This is a genomic window from Vibrio sp. 947, from assembly GCF_033339115.1.
Lineage (GTDB): Bacteria > Pseudomonadota > Gammaproteobacteria > Enterobacterales > Vibrionaceae > Vibrio > Vibrio alginolyticus.
In genome coordinates this window covers 43,274-56,529 of the sequence record NZ_JAWOTX010000001.1, presented here as the reverse complement: position 1 = coordinate 56,529, position 13,256 = coordinate 43,274, and the positions used below count along the sequence as shown (strand labels likewise).

The following is a 13,256-nucleotide window of genomic DNA, read 5'->3' as shown; positions in this document are numbered from 1 at the left end:
TATGAATATTATCATAACTGGAGGGGCGGGTTTTCTCGGAACCCTACTTGCCAAATCACTACTAAAAGAAATCAAAGCTGAAAGTATTACTATTGTCGACATTCAAAAGTCGCGCTTAGAGGGCATTGATGACCGAGTCGTTTCTTTAGTCATGGATATGACAAAGCGAGAAAATATAGACCAAGTTATTACTGCCGAAACGACACACATTTTTCATTTAGCGGCAATTGTATCGAGCCATGCTGAGCAAGATTTTGATTTAGGCGTAGCTGTAAATCTGACGACCACACAGTTATTGCTTGAGCGTTGCCGTAAAGTAAACCCTAATATTCGTTTTACGTTTGCTTCATCTTTAGCTGTATTTGGTGGTGATCTTCCGGAAACGATTACACCAATAACAGCACTTCATCCTCAGTCATCCTACGGGACGCAAAAAGCTATAGGTGAGTTATTGGTGAACGACTATGCCCGTAAAGGCTTTGTTAAAGCTGTATCCGTACGTTTACCGACTATTTGTATTCGCCCTGGGAAACCAAACCTTGCCGCTAGCTCTTTCGTAAGCGGAATTATTCGTGAGCCTTTGAATGCTCAAGAATCAAATTGTCCTGTAGACCCTACGCTAAAACTTTGGATATCGAGCCCGTCTAGAGTGGTGGACAATATTCAATATGCAGGGCTAATGCCTTATGAGCAGTTAAATAATCTGTCCTATAGAACGCTTAATTTACCTGGTATTCAAACTACACCAGCTGAGATGATTCAAACAATGGACACTCTAATGGGTAAACAACTTTCTAATTATATTACCTATGAGCATGATGCGGGTATTGATCGTATTGTGAGTAGTTGGCCACAAAAAATTGATTGTACTAAAGAACTGGAGCTTGGATTTAAAGCAGACAGTAATTTCAAGGATGTATTACAACAATTTATTTCTGTTAACAATATGGAGATTGTCTAATGTTACCAACCTCAGTAATTGGACTAATAGTAGCCGTATCAGTCCTTGTTTTTCTTGTATTACGTACAAAAGTACATGTGTTAATTGCGATGTTAATTGCGGCATGTATCGCAGGTATTATTGGTGGGTTAAGTGTTGACGACACGATTGCGACCGTTAGCAAAGGATTTGGTGGAACATTAGGCGGTATAGGGATTGTCATCGGTCTCGGCGTTATGATGGGGGCTATTTTAGAGGCTTCTGGAGCAGGAGAAAGTATTGCCTATAATTTTATAAAGTGGTTAGGAAAAAAGAAAGAAGAGGCCGCTCTTGCTGTAACTGGCTATATTGTTAGCATCCCAATCTTTGTGGATAGCGCGCTTATCATTCTTTATCCAATAGCGAAGTCTTTGTCAAAAACGTCCAATCGCTCGATTTTAACGCTTACGGTTGCTCTGGCGGGCGGCTTGGTCGTAGCGCATCACGCTATTCCGCCGACTCCAGGGCCTTTGGGAGTTGCTGGTATCTTTGGTGTCGATCTTGCCAGCATGTTAGGTTTTGGTTTGATGATCGCAGCGCCTTGTGTCATGGGTATTGTTTGGTATGCAAGATGGTTAGAAAAGCAGTTTCCTGAATTCATTCCAACCGAACATTTCTCGAAGTCTAGTGAGCAACTGATTAATGATCACAAAGAGTACATTGCAAGTAAAGAAGCGAAAGACCTACCATCTTTAAGTAAATCTATCGCTCCAATTATTATCCCAATTTTACTTATACTTGCGAAATCAGTGATGGGTTTATTAGAGGGGACTTTCGGTTTCGAAGGGCTGACTGCAACAACATTTGGTCAATTTATCGCTTTTATCGGCAGCCCTACTATTGCACTATCAATAGCGACGTTACTAGCGGTTTACACATTGGGTAATAACCTTACCAAAGAAGAAGCGAATGAAAAGATGGAACAAGGAATCTCCACTTGTGGCATCATTTTGTTAGTAACAGGAGCTGGTGGCGCGTTAGGTGCCGTATTGCGTGAAACGGGTGCGGGCGCAGAGATTGCTAACCAAGTTGCAGGGCTTCCTATTTCTGCGGTTATGATTCCATTTATTATTGCGACGTTAGTTCGTATTATTCAGGGCTCTGGTACAGTCTCCATGATAACCGCTGCTTCTATATCTGCCCCAGTTTTAGTGAATATTCCTGACGTTAACCTTTTATTCGCAGCGACGGCAGCTACGATGGGATCTCTATTTGCTGGCTACTTTAATGACTCGCTATTCCATATTGTTAATCGATTAATGGGGGTGACTGAGGTTAAGAAACAACTCATTATTTGGACTATTCCAACAACAATTGCTTGGGCTATTGGTGGTTCATTAGTCATGATTCTTAACTTATTCTTCGGATCTCATGGTTCAATCTTTGATCCTGTGTTACCACTTGCTGTACTTTTGGGGTGTGTTGCATTTACAAAATCTTACAGTGCTAAGCACGTCGAATTACAAGAGGTATAAAGGTTTACTTGTACTCTTCCATAAAGTAAAAACCTATCACAATATGTATTTTTATCAGATAGTTTAGAGTTTTTTAATAATATGAACGGCCCTATGTTTGGGCCGTTTTAGTTCTTATAAATAAACTATTTAACTTGAACCGATATAGGTTCCATTTTCAACTTAATCAATATGAAATGGAATTGTTATTTCCCGCTTAGTAAGCGATTACATATAAAGGATATATTCGAGTGTAACCCTAGTGACTTTACTCTAGCGAAGTAGGGTTACTTTATATAAGAGTCCAGTACTTTTAATACGACTTCCATATCTTTTTCACGTTGAGTTTTGTCTTCCTCAAGTACAACGTGCTCAAGTAAGTGACCTTTAATTACTTCTCGCATCAAACCATTTACTGCTCCCCGAATAGCGGCAATCTGCTGCAACACATCTTGGCATTCATGCTCTTCTTCCAGCATTTTTTTAAGTCCATTCACCTGACCCTGTATTTTACTGACTCGAGTGTTGAGCTTCTTTTGATCTCTGGTTGTATGCGACATGTCTTATCTTCTTTAAGTTACGGGCCGAGTTATTCTAACTGATAATGTAGCACTCAATTTATACTGGGGGGTAGTATTTAATACTAGGGGGGAGTATAGTTTGCGATAAATTAGAATCAACAACAGAGAACAACAATGGATTTTGTCGCGTTACTACAACAAGGTAATGGGTGGTTCTTTATTCCCAGTGCCATTTTGCTTGGCGCTTTGCATGGTTTAGAACCTGGGCACTCTAAAACGATGATGGCGGCGTTCATTGTCGCTGTGAAAGGAACGGTCAAACAAGCCGTGATGCTGGGTTTAGCTGCCACACTTTCTCACACTGCAATTGTATGGTTAATCGCTGTTGGCGGGATGTATATTAGCCAGAAATTCACCGCTGAAGCGGCTGAACCATGGATGCAACTTATCTCTGGGGTCATTATCGTGACAACCGGCGTATGGATGTTTTGGCGGACATGGAGCGATGAGCGAGCTTGGAACAAAGCTCAGGATCATGCTCGCGATTGGACGACGCAAGTTGTGGATACAGGACATGGGCATGTTTCGCTTTCGATTACAGAGGAAGGGGAGCATCACCGTTTCCAGTTGCGAACACTCAGCGGTAAACCTTTAACTGCTGAAGGTATCAAGGTTTCGGTATTGAGTGATGGTTATCAACCTGCTGATATCTATCACTTTATAGAGCGTGATGGATACTTGGAATCGGCGTCTTGCATTGAAGTCTCTAAAGGACTTTCTGTCACTTTGATCATCGGGCACCATGATCATACCCATGACTTTGATGTACATTTTCGTCCTGGTTCTCATTTAGAAAGCGAAGATAAGGAATATCAAGATGCTCACGAACGCGCTCACGCTTTAGACATTCAAAAACGCTTTGAGAATCGAGACGTGACGAATGGGCAAATTCTGCTGTTTGGATTAACGGGCGGTTTGATTCCATGCCCTGCTGCGGTAACGGTTTTGCTTATCTGTTTGCAGCTTAAGGCAATGACTCTTGGTGCGACTTTAGTTGTGTCATTCAGTATTGGCTTAGCCTTGACTCTGGTTGCAGTTGGCGTTGTGGCAGCAGTGGGCGTGCAAAAAGCGACATCTAAATGGAGCGGTTTGAATGATGTTGCACGTCGAGCTCCTTACTTATCGGGCGTCTTGATCAGTGCAGTTGGTTTATACATGGGTATGCATGGATACATATCGCTGACGAGTTAAACTCTGTGATAAAGACTCTTTTCCTTTCTTTTTGTATGGGTAATGGCTTCATGCCTTGGTTTGCATGTTTTGCTGCCGGTTCTTGATTGAGAATCACTCGATCCGACATCGCTGCCATATCTACAAACCAAGTCATTCTCGCTTCACCAAGCATCTCGGATTACAACCGCTGCAATTGTGGCTCTAATATCTGAACCTGAGATACTAAATGATAAAACGGGAGCACTGACCACAGCGCTCCCGACGGCAAAACGCTAATTAGAACTCTTTTCTTTAATGTTCGATACCAATTTGGTCGCATAGTTAAATTTAACTATGCAAACGTTTCCTTTTGCGTACTCGTCCCTTCGCCAAACCTCGTAGAAATGTGACGTTTTGAAGACTTTTTTTCCTTCTGTCTAAAGTAATCGGGAACCAAGCAGATACATAGTTATAAAGTTATGTCTTGCTCTGCCAAACAGACCCAAAATGCAGTTTGGTTGGTTTTGGAGAAGAAAGGCTTAGCGCTCGATTAATGAGCATCAATTGAATTGTATTGAGACAATTATAATGAAAAGAATCATCTTATTAGCAGTCTGCGCCATGTTTGGTATTGCTGTCGTGGCGAGTATGGCATCAACGTACCTAATTTCGAGTCAGAAAATCGATGACATCATCTTAAACAAATCCCAAGTTCAAGCTGAGTTTCTAGCGGGAAATGCGAGTTATATTTTGGAGAACTCAGCCAATCCAATGCAAGATTTACAATCGCTTGTTGAGGGGCTGAAACAACGTTCAGACGTGAGTTATGCCGTTGTAATTGATCGTAACGTGACGGCAGTAGCCCACAGTGATAAGCACAAGCTGAACAAAACCTATAACGATGAATATACTGTTGAAGGCGCGACGAGAGGTGTTCAACAGTACTCAAAGTGGTATGCCGATGTACAGAAAGTATGGGTGTTTGACATCATGGCACCAATTTATGTGGATGGTCAGTTATACGGTACTTTTGATATTGGTATTCCTATTACCGAAGTGAGCCAAGCGACGAATGGAATTATTACTTACCAGTTGATCTCTATGGTGGCGATCTTCGTTATGTGTGTTTTGATTCTGTCACTTCTGCTAAATAAACTGATGAGACCGCTTTCTGCGCTTAAAGACGCTCTACAAGACATCTCAAAAGGAGACGGAGACTTAACCGTTCGTTTGCCAGCGAAAGGTAATGACGAAGTCGCGCAAATTTCTTCTGCTTTCAACGTTTTTGTTGGGAAAGTACATGAGATTATTACACAAGTTGTAAATACTGGTGTGGAGCTTAATAGTTCAGCTGTCGCTTTGCGTGGGCAATCTCAACAAGCGCTCACAAGAGGGCAAGAGCAGAACGAGCAAACCATGCTGGTTGTCACATCCATGAACGAAATGATTGCGACGGTCAATGAAATTGCCTCCAATGCTGCTGGAGCGGCAAATGCTGCGAGTGCAGCAAGTAATGAAGCGCAAGATGGCTACACGACGCTAGAAAGAACCAAAACGGCGATGACTAATCTTGAAAACGAGATGAACAGCACTTCCAACATTATCGTGAGTCTTGCTGAAAATACTCAGTCGATTGGTAGTATTCTAGAGGTGATTAGAGGTATTTCGGAGCAAACCAATCTATTGGCTCTCAATGCGGCTATCGAAGCTGCACGCGCTGGTGATGCCGGCCGAGGTTTTGCAGTCGTAGCTGATGAAGTTCGCAACCTAGCGACTAAAACGGCTCATTCTACCGATGAAATTGACAATATGATTCACCAGCTACAAACTGAAGCTCAAAGTGCGGTGAATTCAATGAGTAATAGTAAGACTCTTATTGAAGAAGGAACGGCAGAAACTGAGTTAGCTCGACAGGCTTTAGAAGCAATAGCTGCACAAGTGACGACTATTTCAGATATCAATACTCAAGTAGCAACCGCAACAGAACAGCAATCAACGGTAGCAAACGAAATTAATATGAACATGGATACCGTCAGCCACTCAGTGAAAAGTGCGCTAACGGCGAGTGAGCAACTAGAAGCATCAAGTCAACAACTCGCGGAGCTATCGCGAACACTCGATCGTCACGTGGGAGCGTTTAGAATCTAAACGCCAACTGACCCTCTTTAATAAAAAGCCAGTAAATGTTAATTGCTGGCTTTTTTATTTGAAAAAATCGAGTCTCAAATCGCTTAGCGGTGTCTGTCCTTTCTAGACGATAAAACAAAATATGATAAATTAGTTGAGTAAAGCTTAGCTAAGCGTTAAGTTTCGCATTTTGCTTTAAATGTTCAACAAACATAGATATTTTCTTAGCTACATGTTTTCTAGACGAGTAAAAGGCGTAAAGCACTAAATCCTCAGGTTCGTACTCTAGAGTGACGATTTCTAGCTCACCATTTTTGATCTCATTTTGGCATGACTCAATTGGCAATATTGCGTATCCAAGCCCTAATAACGCGCCATATCTGGCGAGATGACCGCTGTTTACTTTGAATGAAGATTGCACAGTTTGAGTAATATGGCCCCCAACAGGGTTTCTGAATACCCATGGTGCACCATTTACTGCGGTAAGCGTCGTGATGCAGGGAACATGACTTAGATCCGTAATTTTGTAAGGGGTGGCGTATTTCTCAATTAGTTGAGGCGCGGCTAAAATGGCACTGGGCCAGCGTTTTATCTCTCTCGCCACCCAGTTACTGTCTGACAAAGTCCCTCTATGAAAACTCAAAATGACATCAAAGCTGTCAATAACATCATCTTTAGGGTTTAGCGTTGTATCGCAAGACAAAGAGATTGACGGGTATTGCGTGCAAAAGGTGACAACCGCTTTGGCCAGTACAGGTGTGTCTGGCATAAGAATTCGCAGTTCCCCTGTTACCGTGTGCGAGTGGCGCGTTACCGTTTCTAGTGCGGCGTTGAGTTGCTCCAATAACGGACGAGTGCTGCTATAGAGCTCTTCTCCAGCCTCGGTAGGCGTCATTCGCCTTGTTGTTCTATTGAACAACCTAATGTTTAACTTTTCTTCAAGCAGGGCAATGTGTCGGCTGATATTTGATGTTGGTATATTCAAACACTCAGCGGCTCGCTTAAAGCTGTTGTTCTCATAAACACAGTGAAAACTTTTTAACCAGATTTGGTCAACGTTATCAAACATTTCATTATCCCACTTTATTGGATTATCAAGCCAGCATATCGCACTTTATTCCTGTACTAAGTTACATACAATTTTATTTACAAGTTTAAGCGAACAAACAACGAGATATCGCGCTAGAACGTAATCAATAGTGGTGAATTTATGAGCTGGTTAGAACGGTTATTTGAGAATAAAAATATAATAGGTTCGCGCAAAGCGTCTATCCCTGAGGGCGTTTGGACAAAGTGTCCTGAGTGTGAACAAATACTTTATCGTGCCGCGTTAAAAGAAAATTTGGAAGTATGCCCTAAATGCTCATATCACATGAGAATGGCTGCGCGTCAAAGGTTGATCTCTTTTCTGGACCATGGAACACAACAAGAGTTGGCAAGTGAGTTGGAGCCACAAGATATTTTGGGTTTTAAAGACTTAAAGCGATATAAAGAGCGAATTGCTTTAGCGCAGAAAACGACTGGAGAAAAAGATGCGTTGGTGGTGATGCAGGGCAAGTTATTGGGGCTGCCTGTTGTTGCGTGTGCATTCGAATTCTCTTTCATGGCAGGCTCGATGGGCGCAGTGGTTGGCGAGAAGTTTGTCCGAGCAATTGAAAGCGCAATTAATACAAAATCTGGGTTAGTATGTTTTTCCGCTTGCGGAGGGGCGCGCATGCAAGAGTCTTTGGTGGCACTAATGCAAATGTCAAAAACCAGCGCCGCGTTAAACCACTTATCTGAGCACAGATTACCCTATATCTCAGTATTGACGGACCAAACTTATGGTGGCGTCTCGGCGAGTTTAGCCATGTTAGGAGACATCAATATTGGTGAACCTAAAGCAAGTATTGGCTTTGCGGGAAGACGTGTCATTGAGCAAACGGTACGTGAAAAGTTACCAGACGAGTTTCAGCGAAGTGAATTTTTACTAGCGCATGGTGCGCTAGATATGATTGTCGATAGACGTGAAATGCGCGATCGCGTTGGCCGCTTACTGGCTAAGTTAACCAACGCGAGGGTGGTCTCAGAATAGGTTGTATTAAAATTAGACTTAGTACTTGCGTTTATTGAGCCGTAATCATTACAAACCGTTCATTTTGCCCCCATCTTGGTTCCGCATTCATTAGGCTGAGATCCAACGCCGTTTGGTATGGGTCAACAGCAAAATGGTTGCTTACTAACCCCCAGAGCATCCAGTTGATTGCGGTTTCATTCTCGGTAAGCTCTTCGAGTGGCGCTTGGAGGAAAAAGTACTCATCTTCGCCATCGTAACCGAGCCGATCATAGATAATGTTGCGTAGCTCTCGATCCAAATCATGTTGGAGGTTGATTGAGTCGTACAGTTGCTCTTCTGTTGGGCCATTCTCATGGTGATAAACATTGCGTTTTGACTCTTTGTGTAAAGTACCTGCGCCAGTTTCAATGCTTACTTTCTTTTGCGAGTGTTGCTCAAGAACTTGAATGATTTCATCCTCTAGTTGATCGAGTTTACTCAGCAAAACTTGATTGTTTATGTCACCAGCGGGGGAGGCCATCGTTTGGAAGGCTTTCACTCTCTCGTAGACTGCTTTCCCGTGAGGAAGGGCTGCAAAACACTGTTCTTGGAGCGCTTCATTGGCTTGCCAAATGCCCGAGTAGAGCTCGTAATCATGTGTATATGGTGGAAGCTCTTCAGTATCTTCCCCTAATAATTCTCGCCAGTGCTTTTGCCACTGTTCTTCTTTTGCGTGTTTTACACGCGCGTATTGCTTAACCCAGCGGTTACGAAGTTTTACCCCAAAAATGGCAAGTCCCCATGGAGCGAGCAAATAAAAATAATAGTGAGAAGAGTTATCCCAAAAGTAACCGTAAACGTAAACACCAAAAGCAAGCACCCAAGTTCCAATAGTACAAGCAATAACCCCGGACATTATTGATGATTGGCGCTTTGTTTCTCTTAATGTATTACCTTCAGAACATAACCAAAAAATGCCGCCAAAAACAAAGGCAAACGTTGTCATGAAGTAGGCAATCCCCGCTCCCCAAAATCCCCAAAGTGACATGTATTATCCCTAGCCAAATATCTGCTTTATTCACTCATCAATGACTGGAGGAGTAAATGTGTTTGATTTGGCGGAGAATTTACCATTAATGCCAACCTTTTGATATGCACTCTATGACTTATTGGGTATGAGTCACAAATAAAAATAGATGGTATCAAGCATCAAAATTTAATTTAGAACCTTTGATTGTCGTGAACTCTATCTGGAAGAGTTAAGGGGGGCGTTTAAGGGCAATTTTCCTCATAAAGTCGTTATTTAGAAAAAGGTAAATTAATGTTTTTATTGATAATTGTGAGTTTTTTTGGAGTGGGATTGCTCCCATTTAATTAGAGTAAAAGACCTATTTTTGGGAGCGGTTTCATAAATTTTATGACACTGATTTCACTGTTTGAGCTGTAAAGAATATAAACCCCCACTCAATGTATGTTAATAATCAATGAGTGTTGTTATGTCTCATATCCGTTTTTTCCCGCGCCATCGTTTGGCGCTTGCTTGTATGCTAGCGAGTGTGTCTGGCTTCTCTTTTGCACAAAATCAGTGTGCTGTTGCTGATTTACAACAATCGCGAGATCTGGCTACTGCCGTTTCTGGTGCTGAGTATGATTGCTACCACGCATGGTTTTCAGCACCTTCAGAAACGCTGAATGATATCTATAGTGAAGCGAGCCTAAGCCGTATCCAAGTCGCGCTGGATCAAGAAATCGCTCGCTATCGTGGTGAAGCAGATCAAGCTCGTATTCTAGAGAACCTAGGCGAATTTATTCGAGCGGCCTACTACGTTCGCTACAACGCTGGTACTGGTACACCTGAGTTTTCGCAAGCGTTGAGTCAGCGTTTTGCTCAGTCGACGAACCTATTCCTAAACAACCCTCATGCTTTGGATCAAGGTCGTGAACAAGTTGGTGCAATGAAGAGCCTGACTTTGATGGTTGATAACGTTAAGCAGTTGCCGCTGACCATGGATAGCATGATGGCCGCGTTGATGCACTTTAATCGTGAAACCGCACAGGACACGCAATGGGTCGATGGTTTAAACAACTTGTTCCGCTCTATGGCAGGCCATGCGGCGAACGATGCGTTCTACCGATACATGGCAAACAATACACACCATATTGATACGTTGGTGAAATTCGCATCTGATAATGCTTGGGCATTAGATACGGATGCAAGCTTTATCGTTTTCAATGCATTACGTGAAACTGGTCGTTTGCTCGCGAGCCCAGATCAGGAGACCAAACGCAAAGCATTGGCAGTAATGCAACAGGTGATGCAGCGTTATCCACTGGGTAGTGAGCATGACAAACTATGGCTTGCTGCCGTTGAAATGATGAGCTACTACGCACCAGAAGGCCTAAATGGTCTGAATATTGAGCAAGCCAAGCAAGATTTAGCTGCACGTGTAATGCCAAATCGTTTTGAATGTCAGGGACCTGCCATTATTCGCTCTGAGGATCTGACCGATGCTCAAGCAGCGAAAGCGTGTGAAGTGCTAGCGGCAAAAGAAGCCGACTTCCATCGAGTTGCGAATACGGGTAATCAACCTGTCGCTGATGATTTGAATGATCGTGTTGAAGTGGCGGTATTCGCGAGTAACACTAGTTACGTTGATTACTCTTCATTCCTATTTGGTAATACAACGGACAACGGTGGTCAGTACCTAGAAGGTGACCCTTCAAAAGCGGACAATACTGCGCGTTTCGTCGCTTATCGCTACGCGAATGGTGAAGATCTCTCTATCTTGAACCTAGAACATGAATACACGCACTATTTAGATGCACGATTTAACCAATACGGTTCGTTCAGCGATAACTTGGCTCATGGTCATATTGTTTGGTGGCTAGAAGGTTTTGCTGAATACATGCATTACAAGCAAGGTTACCAAGCTGCGATTGAGCTGATTGCAGATGGTAAACTGAGCCTTTCCACTGTGTTTGATACCACGTACTCTCACGATACCAATCGTATCTATCGTTGGGGTTATCTAGCTGTTCGATTCATGTTAGAAAATCATCCACAAGACGTCGAAAGCTTGTTGGCATTGTCGCGCTCTGGCCAGTTCGAACAATGGGCACAGCAGGTGACGTCTTTAGGTCAACAATACGATGCTGAGTTTGAACGTTGGTTGGACACATTAAAAGTGGAACCTGAGCAACCTGATACAGACCCAGAAGAGCCAACAGAACCAACAAGCCCTGAAGCACAAGTGACTGAATTGACGGCGAACCAAAGCCTTCAGCTCAGTGGCGAAGCATACAGCGAAAAACTGTTCTACGTTGATGTTCCAGCCAACACCGTTAACTTCAATGTATCTATTGAGGGTGCGGGTGATGCGGATCTTTACATGAGCTACAACAAAGTCGCGCATTACTATGATTTCGAAATGAGTCAATATGCTGATGGCAGCAATGAAGAGATTGTGTTTGAACCAGAGCAAGATGGTTACGTTAAAGCGGGTCGTTACTACATCAGCTTAACTGGACGTGATAGCTATGACTCAGTGAATCTTGTGGCTGCGTTAGAAGTGGAAGCGCAAACACCGCCAACCCAAGTGCAAGATGATTTAGCACCTGTGGTATTAGAGTCTGGTGAAGCCAAAATGCTTACCGTTCACAAGCAGCGTTATGCAGCAGTTTATGTGCCTGAAGGTGTTGAAGAGGTTCGTGTATGGCTAACGGCTCACTCTCAAACTGGTAATGTCGATCTATACGCGAGTAGGGAGCATTGGCCTACAGTAGAGCAGCACGAGTATGCGTCCAACTATGCAGGCAGCAATGAATACCTTGCGATTCCTGTTACTGAAGCAGGGTACGTGCACTTCGCTCTTCAGGCTCCAGAGCAAGGCGATGACGTTGAAATGCTAGTGCACTTCAACTAAACAGGTTCGATTAACTAAAGTCGAGATAAAACGTCGCTGATACAGCGACGTTTTTGTTTATATCGGACACGATTATAAACAAACAGCGGCGAATGCTAGTTAATCGGCTGATCTATCGAGTTATCAGTTGCCCTTTTTCTAAACGGCTTTAGGTTTGTATTGCAATTTACCGCGCACATAAACTTTTTTAGCGACGCGTTCTGTGACCTAGCTTCTGATTTGTGCTTCCCAAATGGATACAATATATATGCACCCCGTGCAATAAAGTGAAAAGGGAAAGACATGAAAACGCTTATTTATGAAACGTTGATTAGCCTTGCTAACCAAGAACCAGAACAACATGCAAGAATCCGACAAAATCTCTATGAACAGTTGGATCTGCCGTTCGATAAGCAGCTGGCTTTGTATTCTTGTGCCCTTGGTCCTGCAAGTTCAGGCAAGTTGGAGAGCAGTCAAGGCATTAACAACGCGGTAGATTGCGCGGTTAAACTGCTTGAAACTCCTGAGCGCTAATTCACTCGTTGTTTTAATCACGGCCCGAACCCCAAGGGCCGTTTTTAATTGCGGTTAAATTGATTTCAACGTCGTTATTACTCTGCTCTTTCCGCTAGCACTTCTTTGAATGCAAACATGCCGTTTAATGCCGCGGGAAAACCTGCGTAGACGGACATCTGCAAAATGATCTCTTTAATCTCATCCTCGCTACAGCCTACATTCAGCGCTGCATTTAAGTGCACTTTTAGTTGCGGCGCGCAATTCCCCATTGCCGTTAGCGCGGCGACGGTTGCGATTTCTCTCGATTTTAGGTCTAAGCCCGGGCGAGCATAAATATCGCCAAACGGATACTCAATGGTGTACTGAGCTAAATCTGGACAAATATCTTGTAAGGTTTCGATGACATTATGACCAGCGTCGCCATCAATTTGAGAGAGTAGTTCTAATCCTTTGTTAAAGCGTGATTGTTCCATCGGTATGTTCCTAGTGAATAAACGTAAACACACCTTA

Annotated in this window: 11 protein-coding genes; 7 read left to right on the top strand and 4 right to left on the bottom strand. The window is 43.1% G+C overall.

What is annotated here, in order from left to right:
* The first annotated feature begins 1 nt into the window (after position 1).
* On the top strand, positions 2 to 961 hold the full coding sequence (gene denD, locus R7Q39_RS00225) for a D-erythronate dehydrogenase (protein ID WP_170890011.1): 960 nt from the start codon (positions 2 to 4) through the stop codon (positions 959 to 961).
* On the top strand, positions 961 to 2,454 hold the full coding sequence (locus R7Q39_RS00220) for a GntP family permease (RefSeq protein WP_005375369.1): 1,494 nt from the start codon (positions 961 to 963) through the stop codon (positions 2,452 to 2,454). Before denD ends, R7Q39_RS00220 begins: the two co-directional genes overlap by 1 nt.
* 266 nt (positions 2,455 to 2,720) lie before the next feature.
* Here R7Q39_RS00220 and rcnR read toward each other — a convergent pair whose 3' ends face one another.
* On the bottom strand, positions 2,721 to 2,993 hold the full coding sequence (rcnR, locus tag R7Q39_RS00215; protein WP_005375370.1) for a Ni(II)/Co(II)-binding transcriptional repressor RcnR: 273 nt from the start codon (positions 2,991 to 2,993) through the stop codon (positions 2,721 to 2,723).
* A 135-nt stretch (positions 2,994 to 3,128) separates the two neighbouring features.
* Here rcnR and R7Q39_RS00210 point away from each other — a divergent pair, with 135 nt between their 5' ends.
* Together R7Q39_RS00210 and R7Q39_RS00205 are read left to right on the top strand one after the other, a co-directional pair.
* Complete coding sequence (locus R7Q39_RS00210) at positions 3,129 to 4,205, top strand: nickel/cobalt efflux protein RcnA (RefSeq protein WP_318075638.1); 1,077 nt, start codon at positions 3,129 to 3,131, stop codon at positions 4,203 to 4,205.
* Positions 4,206 to 4,754: 549 nt separating this feature from the next.
* Complete coding sequence (locus R7Q39_RS00205; protein WP_031778895.1) at positions 4,755 to 6,314, top strand: methyl-accepting chemotaxis protein; 1,560 nt, start codon at positions 4,755 to 4,757, stop codon at positions 6,312 to 6,314.
* 148 nt (positions 6,315 to 6,462) lie between these two features.
* On the opposite strand, the gene R7Q39_RS00200 is transcribed toward R7Q39_RS00205, so the two are convergent.
* Positions 6,463 to 7,362 (bottom strand): LysR family transcriptional regulator, encoded by a 900-nt coding sequence (locus R7Q39_RS00200; RefSeq protein ID WP_005375376.1) that lies wholly within the window; start codon positions 7,360 to 7,362, stop codon positions 6,463 to 6,465.
* 141 nt (positions 7,363 to 7,503) lie between these two features.
* Between R7Q39_RS00200 and accD the strand changes: the two genes are divergently transcribed.
* Complete coding sequence (gene accD, locus R7Q39_RS00195) at positions 7,504 to 8,367, top strand: acetyl-CoA carboxylase, carboxyltransferase subunit beta (RefSeq protein WP_005385089.1); 864 nt, start codon at positions 7,504 to 7,506, stop codon at positions 8,365 to 8,367.
* 31 nt (positions 8,368 to 8,398) lie between these two features.
* Here the strand turns inward: accD and R7Q39_RS00190 are convergent, their stop codons facing one another.
* The gene (locus R7Q39_RS00190) at positions 8,399 to 9,376 is read right to left on the bottom strand and encodes a hypothetical protein (RefSeq protein ID WP_065275418.1); all 978 of its coding nucleotides are present in this window, start codon (positions 9,374 to 9,376) and stop codon (positions 8,399 to 8,401) included.
* A gap of 448 nt (positions 9,377 to 9,824) precedes the next feature.
* Between R7Q39_RS00190 and R7Q39_RS00185 the strand changes: the two genes are divergently transcribed.
* The gene (locus R7Q39_RS00185) at positions 9,825 to 12,251 is read left to right on the top strand and encodes a M9 family metallopeptidase (protein ID WP_005375382.1); all 2,427 of its coding nucleotides are present in this window, start codon (positions 9,825 to 9,827) and stop codon (positions 12,249 to 12,251) included.
* A gap of 282 nt (positions 12,252 to 12,533) precedes the next feature.
* Entirely contained in the window at positions 12,534 to 12,764 is a 231-nt protein-coding gene (locus R7Q39_RS00180; protein ID WP_005375384.1) for a PAS factor family protein, read from the top strand.
* A 77-nt stretch (positions 12,765 to 12,841) separates the two neighbouring features.
* Here R7Q39_RS00180 and R7Q39_RS00175 read toward each other — a convergent pair whose 3' ends face one another.
* Positions 12,842 to 13,219 carry a carboxymuconolactone decarboxylase family protein gene (locus tag R7Q39_RS00175; protein ID WP_005375385.1) on the bottom strand — a complete coding sequence of 126 codons (378 nt, stop codon included), beginning with the start codon at positions 13,217 to 13,219 and terminating at the stop codon, positions 12,842 to 12,844.
* Between the last annotated feature and the right edge of the window lie 37 nt (positions 13,220 to 13,256).